The 18,428-nt window shown below is 62.6% G+C and carries 12 protein-coding genes; 8 read left to right on the plus strand and 4 right to left on the minus strand.

All coding sequences use genetic code 11. The features are described 5' to 3' along the window. Positions 1-57: 57 nt before the first annotated feature. The 3 genes from HX801_RS04105 to HX801_RS04115 are packed head-to-tail and all read left to right on the plus strand — an operon-like array spanning position 58 to position 5,670. A complete protein-coding gene (locus tag HX801_RS04105) occupies positions 58-1,296 on the plus strand; it encodes a TolC family protein (RefSeq protein WP_177021643.1) in 1,239 nt (412 codons plus the stop codon). Beyond that, positions 1,289-2,560, plus strand: a complete 1,272-nt coding sequence (locus tag HX801_RS04110) for an efflux RND transporter periplasmic adaptor subunit (protein WP_177021644.1) — start codon at positions 1,289-1,291, stop codon at positions 2,558-2,560. Before HX801_RS04105 ends, HX801_RS04110 begins: the two co-directional genes overlap by 8 nt. Next, positions 2,557-5,670, plus strand: coding sequence for an efflux RND transporter permease subunit (locus tag HX801_RS04115; protein WP_177021645.1), 3,114 nt, complete (start codon positions 2,557-2,559; stop codon positions 5,668-5,670). The genes HX801_RS04110 and HX801_RS04115 overlap by 4 nt, the downstream gene beginning before the upstream one ends. A gap of 102 nt (positions 5,671-5,772) precedes the next feature. Here the strand turns inward: HX801_RS04115 and HX801_RS04120 are convergent, their stop codons facing one another. Next, positions 5,773-6,888 (minus strand): Gfo/Idh/MocA family protein, encoded by a 1,116-nt coding sequence (locus HX801_RS04120; protein WP_087694111.1) that lies wholly within the window; start codon positions 6,886-6,888, stop codon positions 5,773-5,775. A gap of 428 nt (positions 6,889-7,316) precedes the next feature. On the opposite strand from HX801_RS04120, the gene HX801_RS04125 reads away from it, so the two are divergent. The 5 genes from HX801_RS04125 (at position 7,317) to HX801_RS04145 (ending at position 12,661) form a co-directional block, all read left to right on the plus strand. Next, a complete protein-coding gene (locus HX801_RS04125; protein ID WP_008435949.1) occupies positions 7,317-8,357 on the plus strand; it encodes a YCF48-related protein in 1,041 nt (346 codons plus the stop codon). A gap of 15 nt (positions 8,358-8,372) precedes the next feature. Continuing rightward, positions 8,373-10,748: an RND family transporter gene (locus HX801_RS04130; protein WP_003211205.1), complete on the plus strand. Its 2,376-nt coding sequence runs from the start codon at positions 8,373-8,375 to the stop codon at positions 10,746-10,748. 118 nt (positions 10,749-10,866) lie between these two features. Beyond that, complete coding sequence (locus HX801_RS04135; protein WP_177021646.1) at positions 10,867-11,163, plus strand: DUF5629 family protein; 297 nt, start codon at positions 10,867-10,869, stop codon at positions 11,161-11,163. Further along, a complete protein-coding gene (locus HX801_RS04140; protein WP_008435939.1) occupies positions 11,150-12,325 on the plus strand; it encodes a lactonase family protein in 1,176 nt (391 codons plus the stop codon). The genes HX801_RS04135 and HX801_RS04140 overlap by 14 nt, the downstream gene beginning before the upstream one ends. Positions 12,326-12,481: 156 nt before the next feature. Then, entirely contained in the window at positions 12,482-12,661 is a 180-nt protein-coding gene (locus HX801_RS04145; RefSeq protein WP_003211212.1) for a hypothetical protein, read from the plus strand. A gap of 131 nt (positions 12,662-12,792) precedes the next feature. Here HX801_RS04145 and HX801_RS04150 read toward each other — a convergent pair whose 3' ends face one another. Genes HX801_RS04150 through HX801_RS04160 form a run of 3 tightly spaced genes read right to left on the minus strand, consistent with a single transcriptional unit; the run spans position 12,793 to position 18,259 of the window. Beyond that, complete coding sequence (locus HX801_RS04150) at positions 12,793-13,386, minus strand: glutathione S-transferase (protein WP_177021647.1); 594 nt, start codon at positions 13,384-13,386, stop codon at positions 12,793-12,795. Continuing rightward, positions 13,383-17,021, minus strand: a complete 3,639-nt coding sequence (locus HX801_RS04155; protein ID WP_177021648.1) for an AAA family ATPase — start codon at positions 17,019-17,021, stop codon at positions 13,383-13,385. Before HX801_RS04155 ends, HX801_RS04150 begins: the two co-directional genes overlap by 4 nt. After that, the gene (locus tag HX801_RS04160) at positions 17,018-18,259 is read right to left on the minus strand and encodes an exonuclease SbcCD subunit D C-terminal domain-containing protein (RefSeq protein WP_177021649.1); all 1,242 of its coding nucleotides are present in this window, start codon (positions 18,257-18,259) and stop codon (positions 17,018-17,020) included. The genes HX801_RS04155 and HX801_RS04160 overlap by 4 nt, the downstream gene beginning before the upstream one ends. Positions 18,260-18,428: the final 169 nt, after the last annotated feature.

Below are 18,428 nucleotides of genomic sequence, written 5' to 3' on the forward strand. Positions count from 1 at the left end.
GCCTTGCTGTGGGCCGCGTAAAGCGGTGCGCAGCGCAACAGAACAGGACACTTCAAGATGAATTTCCTATGCGTGCGTGCCCTGGTGATGGGCGTGCTGGCGTGGCCGACGCTGGCGTCTGCGCTGACCCTGGATGAGGCCTTGCGCCTGGCGCAAAACAACGCGCCGTCGCTGACGGCTGAATCCTCCAAATTGCAGGCCGCGACCCAGGCGGCGATTCCGGCCGGCGAACTGCCGGACCCGAAACTGGTAGTAGGCCTGCAAAATTTCCCCGTCGGCGGGCCCAATCGCGGCACGTTGTATGGCGATGACATGACCGAGCAAATGATCGGCATCCAGCAACAAGTGCCCAGCCGCGACAAGCGCAAGGCACGGGTTGAGTTGGCGTCGGCCAGCGTGGACACGGCTGCCGCCGAAGGCCGGATCGAGCGCTTGAATGTGCGTCAGGCCACCGCCCAGGCGTGGATTCGCGCTTATGCGGTGGAGCGCAAAGAGGCACTGTTCAAGGACTTCTATCAGCAGAATCGCCTGCTGCAAGACACCGTGCGTGCGCAACTGGCCGGCGGTCGCGGGCAGCCTTCCGACGCTGTGATCCCGAAGCAGGAAGCGGCTGACCTGGCCGAGCGCGAGGATGAGCTGATCCAGCAACGCGCCCAGGCCCGGGCGGCCCTCAAGCGCTGGATCGGCCCGGCCGCCAGCGAAGCCCCCAGCGGGCAATTGCCGAACTGGAAAATCGACACCACCGGCTTCACCCACAACCTGCACCAGCACCCGGTTCTGCAAGCCTTTGCACCGCGCACCCGCGAGGCCGAAGCCCGGCTGAACGAGGCCAGGGCGCAAAAGACCTCGGACTGGAGTTGGGAAGTGGACTACCAGCACCGAGGCCGTGAGTACGGCGACATGGTCAGCCTGCAATTCACCTTCGATTTGCCGATCTTCCCCGGTCGCCGACAAAACCCCGGTATCGCCGCCAAGCAGGCCGAACTCGACCAACTGGACGCCGAACGCGAAGCCAAGACCCGTGAACATACCCAGGAACTCGAAGACGACCTGGCCAACTACCAGCGCCTGGACCGCGCCGTGCAGCGCAGCCAGGACAGCCTGGTGCCGCTGGCCGAGGAGAAATTGTCGCTGAGCCTGGCGGGGTATCGCGCGGGCAAGGGCGACCTGATGAGCGTGGTCAGCGCCCGCCGCGAGTGGGTCGAGGCGCGCTTCAAACAGATTGACGCCATTGAGCAGCGTGCCCTGACCGGCGCCCAGCTGTATTTTGCTTACGGGGAACCCGCCAATGAATAACCGAATCGTGAATATGGCCCTGTTGGGCGGCGTCCTGCTGCTGGGTCTGGGTGGCGGCTATTGGCTGGCGCAGATGCGCGAGGCACAGCCGGTCACGGCCGGGACGATGCAGGCGCCGGACGAGAAAAAGGCGCTGTACTGGTACGACCCGATGTACCCGCAGCAAAAATTCGACAAGCCGGGCAAGTCGCCCTTCATGGACATGCAACTGGTGCCGCGCTACGCCGGTGGCGCCGAGGAGAGTGCGGCGATTCAGATTGACCCCAGCCTGACCCAGAACATCGGCGTGCGCCTGGCGAGCGTCAGCCGTGGGGTGCTGGCGTCGAGTCTTGAGCTGTCGGGAATCCTCGCCTTCAACGACCGCGATGTGGCGGTGGTGCAGGCGCGCGCTGCGGGATTTGTCGAGCGGGTTTACGCCCGTGCGCCGGGGGATGTGCTCAAGGCTCAGGCGCCCCTGGCGGACATTCTGGTGCCTGAATGGGCCGCCGCTCAGGAAGAGTTCCTTGCTCTGCGACACAGCGATCCAGGTTTGTTGGCTGCCGCCCGCCAGCGTCTGCGCTTGAGCGGAATGCCTGCCGGGCTGATCACGCAGATGGAGCGCAGCGGCCGGGTGCAATCGGTGATGACCATCACCACCCCGCTGGGCGGCGCGTTGCAAACCCTCGACGTACGCGAAGGCATGACCGTCGCGGCGGGTCAAACCCTGGCGCGGGTCAATGGCCTGGGCACCGTGTGGCTGCAGGTCGCCGTGCCTGAAGCCCAGGGCGCCGCGCTGGACGTTGGGCAAACGGTCGAGAGCCGTTTTGTCGGGTTGCCGGGACAAGTCGTCAAAGGCACCGTCGCCGCGATTCTGCCGGCAACCGCCATGGACAGTCGCACCGTGCAGGTTCGGGTCGAACTGCCCAACCCTGACGGTATGTTGCGCCCCGGTATGACCGCCCAGGTGCGCCTGGCCCAATCCAGCGGCCAATCGGTGCTGTTGCTGCCGAGCGAGGCGTTGATTCGCACCGGCAAACGCGTGCTGGTGATGGTGGCCGAGGAGGGCGGGCGATATCGCCCGGTAGAAGTCCAGGTGGGTGCAGAAAACCAGGACAACACCGTCATCCTCGCCGGCCTGCAGGAAGGCCAGCAGGTGGTGGCCTCCGGTCAATTTCTGCTGGACTCCGAAGCAAGTTTGAAGGGAATTATCACTCAATCGTCCGGCGGTTTTTCAGATGAGGGGGCCATGGACGGCATGAGCATGCAACCGGGAGCCCGGCCATGATCGCCCTGTTGATTCGCTGGTCGGTGGCCAACCGCTTTTTGGTGTTGTTGGCGACTTTATTCGTGACGGCCTGGGGTTTGTGGTCGATCCAGAACACCCCGGTGGATGCCTTGCCGGACCTGTCGGATGTGCAGGTGATCATCCGCACGCCGTACCCGGGCCAGGCCCCGCAGATTGTCGAGAACCAGGTCACTTACCCGATGACCACCACCATGCTTTCGGTGCCGGGTGCGAAGACCGTGCGTGGCTTTTCGTTCTTCGGCGACAGCTACGTCTACGTGCTGTTCGACGAGGGCACCGACCTGTATTGGGCGCGCTCGCGGGTGCTGGAATACCTTAGCCAGTTGCAGGCGCGTTTGCCGGCATCGGCCAAGCCGGCGCTGGGCCCGGATGCCACCGGTGTCGGCTGGATCTACCAGTACGCGCTGGTGGACCGCACCGGCAAACACGACCTGGCGCAACTGCGCTCGTTGCAGGACTGGTTCCTCAAGTTCGAGCTCAAGACCCTGCCCAATGTCGCCGAAGTGGCGACCATCGGCGGCCAGGTCAAGCAGTACCAGGTGCAGATCGATCCGCTGGCCCTGGCCAGTCGCGGCATCACCCAGGCCCAGGTGGTGGAAGCCATCGGCAAGGCCAACCAGGAAACCGGCGGTTCGGTGCTGAACATGGGTGAGTCGGAATACATGGTGCGTGCGTCCGGCTACCTGAAAACCCTGGAGGACTTTCGCGGGATTCCCCTGCGGCTCGACACCCACAACGTGCCGGTGACCCTTGGGGATGTGGCGACGATCCAGCTGGGCCCGGACATGCGCCGGGGCATCAGTGAACTGGATGGCGAAGGCGAGGCGGTGGGCGGCGTGGTGATCCTGCGCAGCGGCAAGAACGCCCGCGAGGCCATCGCGGCGGTCAAGACCAAGCTGGAGCAACTGCAAACCAGCCTGCCGCCCGGGGTGGAAATCGTCACCACCTACGATCGCAGCAAACTCATCGATCGCGCCGTGGACAACCTCAGCCACAAGCTGCTCGAAGAGTTCCTGGTGGTGGCGCTGGTGTGCGGGATCTTCCTGTGGCACCTGCGCTCCTCGCTGGTGGCGATCATTTCGTTGCCGGTGGGGGTGTTGATTGCCTTTATCGTCATGCGCTTCCAGGGCATCAACGCGAACATCATGTCCCTGGGCGGGATTGCGATTGCCATCGGCGCGATGGTCGATGGCGCGGTGGTGATGATCGAGAATGCCCACAAGAAAATCGAAGCCTGGCACCACGCGCATCCGAACCAGGAATTGAAGGGGGAGGCGCATTGGAAGGTCATCACCGATGCGGCAGTGGAGGTGGGGCCGGCGTTGTTTTTCTGCCTGCTGATCATCACCTTGTCGTTTATCCCGGTGTTCACCCTGCAAGCCCAGGAAGGCCGCTTGTTCGGGCCGCTGGCCTACACCAAGACCTATGCCATGGCCGCTGCGGCGGGGTTGTCGGTGACCCTGATCCCGGTGCTGATGGGCTACTGGATTCGCGGGCGTATTCCCGATGAGCAACGCAACCCGCTGAATCGCGGCCTGATCAAACTCTACCAACCGGCCCTCGACGCGGTGTTGCGCTGGCCGCGCATGACCTTGCTGGTCGCGCTGCTGATGGTCGCCAGTGCGCTATGGCCGGTGTCGCACCTGGGCGGTGAATTCCTGCCGCCGCTGGATGAGGGTGACCTGTTGTATATGCCGTCGGCGTTGCCTGGTTTGTCGACGCAAACTGCCGGCGCATTGCTGCAACGTACCGACCGCTTGATCAAGAGCGTGCCGGAAGTCGCCCACGTGTTCGGCAAGGCCGGCCGCGCCGAAACCGCCACCGACCCGGCGCCGCTGGAAATGTTCGAAACCACCATCGAGTTCAAGCCGCGAGACCAATGGCGCCCCGGCATGACTCCGGAAAAACTGGTGAAGGAACTCGACCGGGTGGTGCAGGTGCCGGGGCTGACCAACATCTGGATTCCGCCAATCCGCAACCGTATCGACATGCTCGCCACCGGGGTCAAAAGCCCGATCGGCGTGAAGGTCGCGGGTTCCAGCCTGATGGACATCGACGCCGTGACCCAGGCCGTGGAAAAGGTCGCCAAGACGGTGCCCGGCGTCAGCTCGGCGCTGGCGGAACGCCTGACGGGCGGGCGCTACATCGACGTGGATATCGACCGCCCGGCCGCCGCGCGTTATGGCCTGAACATCACCGATGTGCAGTCCATTGTCTCCGGGGCGATTGGCGGGGAAAACATCGGCGAGACCGTCGAAGGCTTGGCGCGGTTTCCCATCAACCTGCGCTACCCGAAAGAATGGCGCGACTCGGTGAGCGCGTTGAGCAACCTGCCGATCTATACCCCGTCGGGTAGCCAGATCACCCTGGGCACCGTGGCCAGGATCAAGGTCAGCGAAGGCCCGCCGATGCTCAAGAGCGAAAACGCCCGGCCTTCCGGCTGGGTGTACATCGACGTGCGTGATCGCGACCTGGCGTCGGTGGTGAAGGACTTGCGCGAGGCGATCAACCAGAACGTGCAACTGCAACCGGGCATGAGCCTCAGCTACTCGGGGCAGTTCGAGTTCCTGGAGCGGGCCAATGCGCGCCTGAAACTGGTGGTGCCGGCGACCTTGCTGATCATCTTCGTGCTGCTGTACCTGACGTTCCGGCGGGTGGATGAGGCGCTGCTGATCCTCGCCACGTTGCCGTTCGCGCTGACGGGTGGGGTGTGGTTGCTGTACTGGCTGGGCTTCAACCTGTCGGTGGCGACGGGTGTTGGATTTATCGCGTTGGCGGGGGTGTCGGCGGAGTTCGGCGTGATCATGCTGCTGTATTTGAAAAACGCCTGGGCCGAACGCCAGGGAGGAGGGGACCAGGCCCTGCTGGAAGCCATCACCGAAGGTGCCGTATTACGCGTGCGGCCCAAGGCGATGACCGTGGCCGTAATCATCGCCGGCTTGCTGCCGATCCTTTTAGGCGGCGGCACCGGCAGCGAAGTCATGAGCCGGATTGCCGCCCCCATGATTGGCGGCATGCTCACAGCGCCCTTGCTCTCCCTCTTCGTCATCCCGGCGGCATATAGGCTAATGCGCAAATCCAAAAGCTAACGACAATCAAATGTGGGAGCGGGCTTGCTCGCCAAAGCGGTGTGTCAGTCGCCAGATGCCGTGGCTGACCCACCGCGTTCGCGAGCAAGCCCGCTCCCACATTTAGACCTCATTCAGCCTGACCCACCGCTCCTCCTTGGCCGCCACCCGAATCGCCGTGGCCAACCGCTCAATCTCCCAAGCCGCCGCAAAATCCGTCCCGTCACTGCCCTTGCCGGCCAACGCCATCACCAACTCATGCACCTCCAGCGTCTTCAACTCGTTGTACCCCAACTGATGCCCCGGCGCCGGACTGAACGCCGCATACCCTGGCAACGAAGGCCCCGCCAACACCCGCTGAAACCCCTCCTGCCCAACCCGAAACAGCTGCAATTCATTCAACCGTTCCTGATCAAACAACAACGTGCCCCGCGTGCCACTGATCTCAAAGCTCAGGTGATTCTTATACCCATGCTTCAGCCAGCTACTGCTCACCGTCCCCCGTGCCCCATTGGCAAACCGCAACAACGCATGCACCTGGTCATCCACCGCAATCTCCCGCAGCGTCTCACTCCCGGCGGTGGCAGGCCGCTGCCCGTGCACCGTTTGCGTATCGGCACACACACTCACCACATCCCCCACCAAATAGCGCGCCATGGACAGTAAATGACTGCCCAGATCCGCCAACGCACCGCCGGCATGTCCCACCTCACAGCGCCACGACCACGGCGACGCCGAGTCCGCCATGAAATCCTCGCTGAACTCCCCCTGAAAACTGATGATCTCCCCCAACTCACCGCGGGCGATCAACTGCCGGGCCAAACCAATCATCGGGTTGTGCTGATAGTTGTAACCCACCCGCGTCACCACCCCGGCCTTGCTCGCCGCATCACGCATCGCGGCCGCCTGCTCCAGGCTCACCGCCAGCGGCTTCTCGCAATACACCGCCTTGCCTGCCGCCAGTGCAGCCATGGCCATGGGGTAGTGCAAATGGTTGGGAGTAGTGATGGCGACAACATCCACCTTGGGATCGTCAATCAACTGCTGCCAGTCGCCATGGGCCTGGGCAAACCCCCAGTCATTGGCGCAGCGTATTGCGCGCTCGGTATCGGCATCGGCCAGGGCGGCCAGCGTGAGCTTCACCGGCAGCTCGAACACCGCCCGCGCATTATTGAACGCCAAGGCGTGGGCACGCCCCATAAAGCCTGTACCAATCAGGCCGATTCCGAGTTCGCGCATAGCCGGGTTCCTTCGAATTATTGTATTGAGAAGCCTATTTATGGAATAAATATTCCCAAAACTCAACACATGGAATAAAAATTCATTCCAAGACCCACACCTCACCCCGTGGCGATGGAGCTTGCTCCCGCTGGGCTGCGCAGCGGCCCCAAAAAGCGTAGGAGCGCTGCGCACTCCAGCGGAAGCAAGCCCCCTCACCCCAACAGCCCCCCTCCACGGATCACCGCCGCTGATAGCGCTACATTCAGCACCAACCCAAACCCCTCCAGTTAACAAAACATAACGTAGCGCCGATTGTCAGACGATTCCAAAGCCCGCTAGGATGGCCCAGCTTGCCCAAGGCGCTCTAGATTGCAGGTTTCAGGGCTCCCCGCGGCAAGACGACCTAACAATAATAAATGGGAGAAAGGTCTATGAGTGAGCCTGTCATGGGTGTGGTGTTTTTCCGCCCGAAGGCCACGCGCAGGGTCGCATTGCTGGCCACAGCGCTCTCGTTGCTGGGGGTTGTCGCGTTGTCGACACCGGCCCATGCCGCCACAGAAACCACCGCCGCCGCGGTGTTCGCCATTGACTCCCCCAAGGCCGCCAAAAGCCTGATGATCGACGTGGTCCACGCAGGCAAGCGCCTGGTCGCGGTCGGTGATCGCGGGCACATCCTCTATTCCGACGACCAGGGTGTCACCTGGACCCAAGCCAAAGTCCCCACCCGGCAACTGCTGACCGCCGTGTTTTTCGCCGACGACCAACACGGCTGGGCGGTGGGCCATGACGCACAGATCCTCGCCACCACCGACGGCGGCGTGACCTGGACCCAACAATTCCAGGACCTCAAGCGCGAAGCACCGCTGCTTGACGTCTGGTTCAAGGACGCCAGCAACGGCTTTGCCGTGGGTGCCTACGGTGCGCTGATCGAAACCACCGACGGGGGCAAGACCTGGGACGACGTCAGCGACCGCCTCGACAACGAAGACCAATACCACCTCAACGCCATCGCCCAGGTGAAAGACGCCGGGCTGTTTATCGTCGGTGAGCAGGGCAGCATGTTCCGCTCCCATGACGAGGGGCAGACCTGGGAAAAACTCGAAGGCCCCTACGAGGGCTCGCTGTTCGGCGTGATCGGCACCGCCCAGGCGCAGACGCTGTTGGCCTACGGCCTGCGTGGCAACCTGTTCCGCTCCACGGATTTTGGCAGCACCTGGGAGCCGGTGGAGCTGAACGCCACTCGTGGCGCGCTGGAATTCGGTTTGTCGGGGGCGACCCTGCTGGACGACGGTTCCATCGTGGTAGTGGGCAACGGTGGCAGCGTGGTGGTCAGCCACGACGACGGCCTGACCTTCAGCGTATTCAATCGCCCGGACCGCATTTCGCTGTCGGCGGTCACCGCGGCGGGCAACGGCAACTTGATTCTGGCGGGGCAGGGCGGCGTTCGCGTGGCCAGTCCAACCGGCGCCGAGCCGACAAAACAATAAGAAGGCGGGGACACAATGAGCAGTCATCACAACGACAAGGCCACGTTTCTCGAGCGCCTGATTTTCAATAACCGCCCGGCAGTCATCACGATCTGCCTGCTGGTGAGTATTTTCCTGTTCTGGCAGGCGACGTTGATTCGCCCGTCCACCAGCTTCGAAAAAATGATCCCCCTCCAGCACCCCTTCATCGAGAGGATGATGGAGCACCGCAACGACCTGGCGAACCTGGGCAACACGGTGCGCATTTCGGTGGAGGCCAAGGACGGTGACATCTTCACGAAGGAGTACATGGAGACCCTGCGCCAGATCAACGACGAGGTGTTCTACATCTCCGGCGTCGACCGCTCCGGCCTCAAGTCCCTGTGGAGCCCCAGCGTGCGCTGGACCGAAGTTACCGAAGAAGGCTTTGCCGGCGGTGAAGTGATCCCGCAGAGCTACAACGGCTCGCCGGAAAGCCTCGACCAGTTGCGCAACAACGTGCTGAAGTCCGGGCAGGTCGGGCGGTTGGTGGCCAACGATTTCAAGTCGAGCATCGTCGACATTCCGCTGCTGGAGTCCTACCCGGATCCCCAGGACCAGGGCAAGCTGCTGGCCCTGGACTACCGCAAGTTCTCCCATGAGCTCGAAGACAAGATCCGCGACAAGTTCGAAGCGCAGAACCCCAACGTCAAGATCCACATTGTCGGTTTCGCCAAGAAGGTCGGCGACCTGATCGACGGCCTGGTGATGGTGGTGATGTTCTTCGGTATCGCCTTCGTCATCACCCTGGTGCTGCTGCTGTGGTTCACCAACTGCCTGCGCAGTACCGTCGCGGTGTTGAGCACCACGCTGGTGGCGGTGATCTGGCAGCTCGGGCTGATGCATGCCCTGGGTTTCGGGCTGGATCCCTACTCGATGCTCGTGCCGTTCCTGATCTTCGCCATCGGTATTTCCCACGGCGTACAGAAGATCAACGGCATCGCCCTGCAATCCAGTGATGCCGACAACGCCCTGACCGCGGCCCGGCGTACCTTCCGCCAGCTGTTCCTGCCGGGCATGATCGCGATCCTCGCCGATGCGGTCGGTTTTATCACCCTCTTGATCATCGATATCGGCGTGATCCGCGAGCTGGCAATCGGTGCTTCGGTGGGGGTGGCGGTCATCGTGTTCACCAACCTGATCCTGCTGCCGGTGGCGATCTCCTATGTCGGCATCAGCAAGCGCGCCATCGCCAAGAGCAAGAAGGATGCGCACCGCGAACACCCGTTCTGGCGCCTGCTGTCTAAGTTCGCCAGCCCCAAGGTCGCGCCGGTGTCGATAGCCCTGGCGCTAATCGCCTTCGGTGGCGGCCTCTGGTACAGCCAGAACCTGAAGATCGGTGACCTCGACCAGGGTGCACCGGAACTGCGTCCTGACTCGCGCTACAACAAGGACAACAACTTCATCATCAACAACTACTCCACCAGCTCCGACGTGCTGGTGGTGATGGTCAAGACTCCGCCCGAAGGCTGCTCGCGGTATGAAGCCATGGCGCCCATCGACCAGTTGATGTGGAAGATGCAGAACACCGAGGGCGTGCAGTCGGCCATCTCGCTGGTGACCGTGTCCAAGCAGATGATCAAGGGCATGAACGAGGGCAACCTGAAATGGGAAACCCTGTCGCGCAACCCGGACGTGCTGAACAACTCCATTGCCCGCGCCGATGGCCTGTACAACAACAATTGCTCCCTGGCGCCGGTGCTGGTGTTCCTCAACGACCACAAGGCCGAAACCCTCGATCGCGCGGTGCATGCGGTGCAGGACTTCGCCAAGGAGAACAACAAGGACGGCCTGGAATTCATCCTCGCCGCCGGTAACGCCGGGATCGAGGCGGCCACCAACGAGGTGATCAAGGAGTCCGAGCTGACCATCCTGATCCTGGTGTACCTGTGCGTGGCCACCATGTGCATGATCACCTTCCGCTCGTGGGCGGCGACCCTGTGCATCGTGCTGCCGCTGGTGCTGACCTCGGTGCTGGGCAACGCGCTGATGGCGTTTATGGGCATCGGCGTCAAGGTCGCGACCTTGCCGGTGGTGGCGCTGGGGGTAGGGATCGGCGTGGACTACGGCATCTACATCTACAGCCGCCTGGAGAGTTTCCTGCGGGCCGGCCTGCCGTTGCAGGAAGCCTATTACCAGACGCTCAAGTCCACCGGTAAAGCCGTGCTGTTCACCGGCCTGTGCCTGGCAATCGGCGTATGCACCTGGATCTTCTCGGCCATCAAGTTCCAGGCCGACATGGGGCTGATGCTGACCTTCATGCTGCTGTGGAACATGTTCGGCGCGTTGTGGCTGCTGCCGGCGCTGGCACGCTTCCTGATCAAGCCCGAGAAGCTGGCGGGGCAGAAGGGCAATTCGCTGTTCGCCCACTGATCCAACGCTGTTTGCCAAAACGCCGTGGCCTGTGCCACGGCGTTTTGCATTGCGCGGGCTTAGGCCGATGCAACGATTTGACCTATCATGAGGTCTTTCCTCTTGATGATTGATGGTTATGACTGCCGACACCGCTACCTTGCCCGACGCTTTTGAAGACTGCCAGATGGTCGAAATCGATGGCCTGCACAGCTTCGATTTCAGCCTGGATGACCAGAAGTTATCGATCATCTGCATGGACGGTCGCGCCGAGAAGCGCTGGAGTTTCACCCTGGAGCAAGTCAAGGCGGCGACCTTTGATCAAACCCTGCAAAGCTGGACCCTTACCGGTGACTCGGGCGAACACCGCCTGGTCTGCATGAGCGGCGTCACCGGCAACAATAATGACGAGGATGAAGCGGATGATGATGCGTAAATTCTGGCCCCTGCTGATGGCCGGCAGCGTAGGCGCAATGTCGGTCCAGGCTGCGCCGGTGGACACCTATGAGTTGCTCGTTGGCAGCTACACCGCCGGCACCAGCGAAGGTATCTACCGTTTGCAGTTCGACAGCCGTACCGGGCAGTTCAGCGGCCAGCCGGTGCTCGCCGCCAAGGCGGCCAACCCGTCGTGGCTGACCCTGTCCAAGGACCAGAAGCACCTGTTTGTGGTCAACGAAAACGGCCCGGGCCAAAAAGACCCGGTGGGGCGCGTCAGCAGCTACAGCATCGACCCGAAGAACCATCAACTGACCCTGATCAACCAGGTGCAGAGCCTGGGCAACGAGCCGACCCATTCCAGCCTGGCCAGTGACGGGCGCTACCTGTTCGTGGCCAACTATTCGGTGCTGGAAGATCCGGGCGGCAGCCTCGCGGTGCTGCCGCTAGACACCGAAGGCAAGCTGTCGCCGCCAGTGCAGTTGAGCGGGCACCCGGCCAGCCGGGTCAACCCGGAGCGCCAGGCGTCCAACCACGTGCATTCGGTAGTGTCTTCGCCGGACGGCAAATACGTGTTTGTCCAGGACCTGGGGGCGGACAAGATCTTTGCCTACCACTACGACCCCAAGGCCAACCATGAACTGCCGCTGACCCCGGCCGACCCTGCGTTTGTGCAATTGCCACCGGGCAGCGGCCCGCGGCACCTGCTGTTCACCGCAGACGGCAAGCACGCGTGGCTGACCACCGAGATGAGCGCGCAAGTGGCGGTGTTCGACTACAACGATGGCAAGCTGACCCAGAAGCAACTGGTCAACTTCGCGGATGGCCAGCCGGTGTCCGACAAGGCCGGTGCTGCACTGCACACCTCAAGCGACGGCAAGTTCCTCTACGTGAGCAACCGTGGCACCGCCAACCAGATGCTGGTGTTTGCCATCGACCCGGCCACTGCGCAGCTCAAAGAGATCCAGCGCCGATCGGTGGAAGGTGACCATCCCCGGGAGTTCGCCCTGGACCCCAGCGGCAAGTTCCTGCTGATCGCCAATCAGAAGAGCAACGAGATTGTGGTCGTCGAGCGCGATCCCAAGACCGGTCTTTTGGGCAAAACCGTGCAGAAACTGGCGATTGATGCCCCCAGCGACCTCAAGTTCCTGGTGCGACAATAAGCCACAGGCCCCGCAGTGCGGGGCCTGACTGGTTGTATTAATACTATTAATAGCGGCTAGTGTTTCAATGAATTTCTAAGGCTATCCCCTCGGGCGTAAGTTTGGTTCCAAGGCCAACACAGGCCACCAAGCCAACCGAACACAAGGGTTACCGACATGAACTTCAATCTTTTCTCGATCATCGCCGCTTCCGCTGTTTCCGCCACCGTAGCGTTGCCAGCCAGCGCCAGTGTTGAAATCAGCAGCAAAAAAACCAGCACCAGCGCCTACACCCAGAAATACCTGCAACAAAGCGCCAACTTCTACGCAGCGCTGGACCACAAAATCCAGAACTGATCTTGAAGCTGATGAAGATCAAATGTGGGAGCGGGCTTGCTCGCGAAAGCGCCGGGTCAGTCTATACATGGGCTGACTGATACACCGCCTTCGCGAGCAAGCCCGCTCCCACATTTTGTCCTGCGACAGTCTCAGATTTTTGCCATCACGGCGATGAACAACGGCGATTCCAGAAACCGCTGCAACCAAGCTCGCAACCGCGGATACGGCGCCTGGCCAAACCACTCCCGATCCACATGGGCAAACTGCCGCACAAACGGTGCAAGTGCCACATCCGCCAGGCTCAAATGCCCGGCCAGCAAATACTCCCGCTCCGCCAGCAACCCCTCCAGCTTCATCAAAAACACCTCACCCTCGGCCCGATAATGCTCCATCGGATACTCCGGATAGCGCTCGGCATACTTGTATCGATTCAATTGATGTTTGAAGCCCTGATCATTCTCTTCAATCAGCGCCTGCGTCGCCCGATCATCCCCAAGCAACCAACCCTCAGGATCGTTCTTTGCCAGTGCCCAGCGCATGATCGCCAGGCTTTCATCGATCACCCGGCCATCCACGCTCAGCACCGGCACCGTGCCTTTGGGTGACAACGCCAGCATCTCAGCCGGCTTGGCCTTGAGGCTGACCTCGATGATCTGCACCGCCAGCCCTGAATACCGCAGGGCCATCCGCGCCCGCATTGCATAGGGGCAACGGCGGAACGAATACAACACGGCCTTGCTCACTTGACCTCCAGGGTGCTCAAGCCATTGCCCTGGCGCTTGACCTGAATCTGCACCGGAATCCGCTCGTGCATTTCCTGCACATGGGAAATCACCGCCACCTTGCGGCCCTGGGCCTGCAAGCCGTCGAGGGCGTCCATTGCCAGTTGCAGCGACTCGGGATCGAGGCTGCCAAAGCCCTCGTCGATAAACAGCGACTCGATCTTCAACGTGCTCGACGCCATCGACGCCAGGCCCAAGGCCAGCGCCAGCGACACCAGGAATGTCTCGCCACCCGACAACGAATGCACCGAACGCAGTTCGTCGCCCATCTCCGTGTCGAGTACCAGCAGGCCGAGCATGCTGCCGCCGCGCTTGAGGCGGTAGCGGCGCACCAGTTGGCGCAGTTGGACGTTGGCGTGGTGCACCAGCAGGTCGAGGTTGTAGGCCTGGGCGATCTTGCGGAAGGTATCGCCGGTGGCCGAACCGATCAGCGCATTCAGGCGTGCCCAGCGTTGCCATTCGTCGTAGGCCTTGGCGATCTCGGCCGCCAAGGCCTGGTTGGCATCCTGGCGGCGCTGGTCGTCGGCCTGTTGGGCGCGCAGTTCGGCGCAGTGTTTTTCGCCAATGATCAGCGCGGCATTGAGTTCGGCCAGGGCGCTGTCCAGTTGCTCGGCGTCGAGGTTGCCGTTGTGCAGCGCCTGGTGATCCTTGAGCCGCTGTTCGCGCTCTTGCAGCAACACCTTGGCCTGCTCGATGGCTTTTTCGCTGTGTTGCAGTTGCTGGCGTAGCTCGGCCACCTGCGGCTCATCGAAGGCCACCAGGCGCGCCAGGCCTTCGTCATCGAGTTCCGGGTGCAACGCGCGCCAGTCGCTCAGGCGCGTAGTGAGGGCCGCGTGTTCGGTGTCCAGGGATTGTTGGCGCTCTTGCAGCGACTTGAGGTCGGCGGCCAGTTGGATCAACTGGTTGCGGGTGTCCTGCAACTGCTGGTTGGCCTCGCTCTCATGCTGGCGAGCCTGCTCGACGGCCTGGTCCAGCTGCTGTTGCCAGTGCTCGGCGCTGGGGTTTTCGCCCAGCAGGCCGGCGAGTTTTTCCTCGGCCGCGTGTTGCAGGGCGCTCTGTTCGGCGAGCTGTTTGTGCAAAGTCTCCAGCTGCTGCTGGCGATGTTGCTGGCGGTCCTGCTCTTTCTCGATGGCTTGCTGGCGCTGTAGCTGCTCGGCCAATTCTTCCTTTTGGTTGTCGAGCTGTTCCAGGCGCTGGCTGACCTGCTGGTCGAGCAACATGAAGGTCGCCGCCGGCTCGCTGCGCAGGCCTTCGAGGGTCTCGGTGGGCAGCAGGCTGGCGAAGGCGTTGAGTTCTTCGTCCAGGCGTTCGCGGTCGTTGGACAGTTCCCGTTGCTGGTCGATCAGTAACTGGCGCGCCTGTTGGCTGGCGTCCTGGGCGGCTTGCAGTTGTTGCTGCAAACGCCCGGCGTTCTGTTGCAGGTTGAGCAGGGCGCCCTGGCGTTGCTCGTCCTGGGTGAGGCTTTGGCTGAGCTGGCTCAGTTGCTGGGCGAGCCAGGCATCACGCTTGGCCGCGTCCTGGTTGAACAGCGAGGCGGACAGCGGATGGGCTTCAAGGCTTGGCAGCAAGGCCTGCAACTGGCTGGCGAGTTGCTCCTGTTGTTGCAGGAATTCCTTTTGCTGGGCGATCAGGCCGCCCACTTCGCCACGCAGGTCAGTGAGTTTTTCCTTGAGCACATCCACGGCTTGCTGCGCGTTGGCTTCTTCGCTTTCGTCGTGGCGGGTCAGGCTTTGCAGCATGGCTTCGGGCTGGTGATACGGGTGCTCGACGCTGCCGCACACCGGGCACGGCTGCTCATCCTGAAGCTGGCCGCGCAATTCCTCGACGCTGGCACTGCGGGCCAGGCGCTGGCGCTCCAGCAGTTGCTTGGTGACGGTCAGGGTTTGTTCGGCGACGGCCAGCTCGGCCTTGGCCTGCAAGCCGCTCTGGTTCAACAGTTCGCGTTGTTGCTGGGCGAGGGTCTGCTTTTGCGTCAGGGCCTGGCTCTGGCTGTCGAGTTGCTGATGGCTGTTCCACAGCCGCGCCAGGTCTTCAAACGCGCGATGTTGCTTGCGGTTGTCCTGGAGCAGGCTGCCGAGCAACTGGATCTGTTCGGCCACTGCATGGGGTTCGGCGCCGGCTTCGTGGTACAGCAGGTCAAGGGCTTCGCGTTGCTCGGTCCATTTTTCACCGAGACGGGTGGCGCGCTCTTCCAGTTGTGGCAGTTCGGCCTGGCCTTTATTGAGGCGATTGCCGATCAGCATCAGCTGTTGCAAGCGGTCGCGGTAGGCGCTCCAGGCCTCACTCAACGGCGCGAGGGCGGCGCTGCGTTCAAGCTCTGCGGCCAGCCGGTGCAGGCGCTCGGCGACAACTTTCTGCTTGTCGAGCAAGCCGGTCAACGTCGCCTGGCCTTCCACGCAGGCAGCTTCACCCAGCTGCTTCTCTTCGTTGCGTTTGGCCAGCTCACGGGTCAAGTGGGCGAGGGTGGTTTGCTCCTCGAAGGCCTGGCGCAGCAAGGGCACAGCGTCGGCTTGCTGCTTGAGGGCCTGGGCGAGGGCGGCTTGCACGTCGGCCTGTTGCTGTTGCAGTTGGGTCTGGCGGGTGTGCAACGCGGTTTGTTGCTCAAGGTGCTGCTGGATTTGCGCGGCAAGGGGCTGCAACTGCGTGGTCAGTTCGGCCTGGCGGGCGAAGTGGTGACGTTGCGGCGCCAGTTGTTCCAGGCGGCTGAGGTCCAGGCGCTGCGGGCCCTGGCTTGCCCAGTGTTGCTGGGCCTGTTGCAGTTGCTCGACCGCACTTTGTTGGCGCTCCTGCCACTCCCGCAGTTCCTTCAGCCAGGTGTGCTGCAACTCGAGTTGCTTGAGTTGCGCCTGCTGGGTCTTGAGCTGTTGCTGTGCGGAGGCCAGCTGTTCGTCGAGTTCGGCGCGGGCCTCGGGGGCCAGCGGGGTGACGCCGGTAGCCTGGTCCTGCAGGTGTTTGTGGGCGTCCCGGGCGTCCTTGGCCTTGTCGAAGGCGCGGCGACCGAGTTGGGTGTAGAGCGCCGTGTCGGTGAGCTTTTCCAGCAGTTCGCTGCGCTCGTTGTCGTTGGCCTTGAGGAACGCGCTGAACTCACTTTGCGCGAGCAACACGGCGCGGGTGAACTGCTCGAAGTTCAGGCCCAGGGCCAATTCCAGCTGGGTCTTGTATTCGATTTTCTGGCTGGCCAGCAGTTGCTCGCTGTCCAGGTCGATCAGGCTTTGCCGGCTGGCTTGCAGCTTGCCGCTGGCCTTGTCCCGGGCGCGGTTGGCTTCCCAGCGGGCGCGGTAGCGACGGCCACTGACGCCGACAAAATCCACTTCGGCATAACCGCCGCCAGTGCCCCGGCGAATCAGGGTGCGTGGGTCACCGATGGAAATATCGGTGTCGGCATCCGGCATTTTTGCCTGGCCGGTATCGCCCAGGCGCGGCACGGCGCCAAACAGCGCCAGGCACAGCGCATCGAGCAAGGTACTTTTACCGGCGCCGGTGGGCCCGGTAATCGCGAACAGCCCGGCGCTGGCCAGGGGCTCGGCGGTAAAGTCGATTTCAAACGGCCCGGCCAGGGAGGCGAGGTTTTTCAGGCGAATGGCGAGGATCTTCATGGCTGTTCGCCCTCCTGTTGCACTTCCTGGAGCAGCACGGCGAAGTCCTTCAGGGTCTGTTCGTCCACTTCACTGCCGTAGCTTTCCTGCCAGGCGCGGCTGAACAATTCCTGGGGCGTGAGCTGGTCGAGTTCGATCAGGCGGTCTTCCTGGCTGTCTTCACGGCCTCCGTTGCCTGCGTATTCAGCGGCGATGCGCACCAGGCGCACGGCCTTGCCTTGCAGGGCGTTTTCCACCTGCTGGCGCAGGTCGGGTTGCGGTTCGTCGAGGCGCACCCGCACTTCCAGCCACGGTTGGCGCTGGGTTTCGGCCAGCAGGTCGATGTCGGGCAGGTCGGCCAGTTGCTTGAGGATGTCGGCCAGGGGCGCGGCTTCCAGGCGTTGCAGGTTGACCGAGCGCGGGATCAGGCGGGATTCGACGCTGACCAGGATTTCGCCGTCCAGTTGCACGTCGAGGATCTGGTGCTGGTAGCCGATTTCCGAGAATGACAGCGGAATCGGCGAGCCGCAGTAGCGAATCCGCTCCTCGCCATTCACCCGCTGGGGTTTATGCAAATGGCCGAGGGCCACATAGCTGACGGTGGCATCGAACAGGCTGGCCGGCAGCGCTTCGGCATTGCCGATGATCAGGCTGCGCTCGGAGTCTTCCGACACCGAGCCGCCGGCCATGTGCGCATGGCTGATGGCAACCAGTGCCTGGCCCGGCTGGCGCTTGGCATTGGCGGCGGCAATCAGCCATTCATGAACCTGGCCGATGCCCCGCAGGTAATCGTCCCCCAGTTGGGCGCCGGTCACTTCGGCCGGGCGCAGGAACGGCAATGCCAGGCACCAGCCGGCAATTTCACCGTCGGCACCGGGCAATGGAATCAGCAGGCGTTCGACATCCAGTTGTCCGTCATCCAGCCACAGCACCCGGCCCAGGGCGTGGGTGCGCAGGCGGCGCATCAACGGCGCCGGCAGTTCGATGCGCGAGCCGGAGTCGTGGTTGCCGGCGATCATCACGATGGTCAGTGCAGGGTTTTGCTCATGGGCGCTGATGATGAAGTCGTACAGCCGCTCCTGGGCCTTGAGTGGCGGGTTGACCGTGTCGAAAATATCGCCGGCGATCAACAGCACGTCAGGGCGATGCAGGCCCAACTGGCCCAGCAGCCAGTCGAGGAAGCAGGTGTGTTCGAAGTCGCGTTCCTGGCCGTGCAGGTTTTGCCCAAGGTGCCAGTCGGAGGTATGAAACAGACGCAAGGCGATCTCCGTAAAAAAGAGGGTGACCGCTCAAGACAAGGTGGCGGTACGCAGAACCGCCAATTCTACTTTGCAAATGAACCTATTGCGCGTACGCCCTGCTTTTTGTGGTGGGGGAGCTTGCTGTGGTGAAGGAGAGTGCTGTGGTGGGGGAGCTTGCTGTGGTGAG

Source organism: Pseudomonas sp. G1002, from assembly GCF_013385455.1.
In the GTDB taxonomy this organism is placed as follows: Bacteria; Pseudomonadota; Gammaproteobacteria; order Pseudomonadales; family Pseudomonadaceae; genus Aquipseudomonas.

What these genes read in the sequence shown, in the direction of transcription:
- HX801_RS04105 (WP_177021643.1), top strand. Translation starts at nt 58, where the DNA reads ATGAATTTCCTATGCGTGCGTGCCCTGGTGATGGGCGTGCTGGCGTGG.
- HX801_RS04110 (WP_177021644.1), top strand. Translation starts at nt 1,289, where the DNA reads ATGAATAACCGAATCGTGAATATGGCCCTGTTGGGCGGCGTCCTGCTG.
- HX801_RS04115 (WP_177021645.1), top strand. Translation starts at nt 2,557, where the DNA reads ATGATCGCCCTGTTGATTCGCTGGTCGGTGGCCAACCGCTTTTTGGTG.
- HX801_RS04120 (WP_087694111.1), bottom strand. Translation starts at nt 6,888, where the DNA reads ATGCGCGAACTCGGAATCGGCCTGATTGGTACAGGCTTTATGGGGCGT.
- HX801_RS04125 (WP_008435949.1), top strand. Translation starts at nt 7,317, where the DNA reads ATGGGTGTGGTGTTTTTCCGCCCGAAGGCCACGCGCAGGGTCGCATTG.
- HX801_RS04130 (WP_003211205.1), top strand. Translation starts at nt 8,373, where the DNA reads ATGAGCAGTCATCACAACGACAAGGCCACGTTTCTCGAGCGCCTGATT.
- HX801_RS04135 (WP_177021646.1), top strand. Translation starts at nt 10,867, where the DNA reads ATGACTGCCGACACCGCTACCTTGCCCGACGCTTTTGAAGACTGCCAG.
- HX801_RS04140 (WP_008435939.1), top strand. Translation starts at nt 11,150, where the DNA reads ATGATGATGCGTAAATTCTGGCCCCTGCTGATGGCCGGCAGCGTAGGC.
- HX801_RS04145 (WP_003211212.1), top strand. Translation starts at nt 12,482, where the DNA reads ATGAACTTCAATCTTTTCTCGATCATCGCCGCTTCCGCTGTTTCCGCC.
- HX801_RS04155 (WP_177021648.1), bottom strand. Translation starts at nt 17,021, where the DNA reads ATGAAGATCCTCGCCATTCGCCTGAAAAACCTCGCCTCCCTGGCCGGG.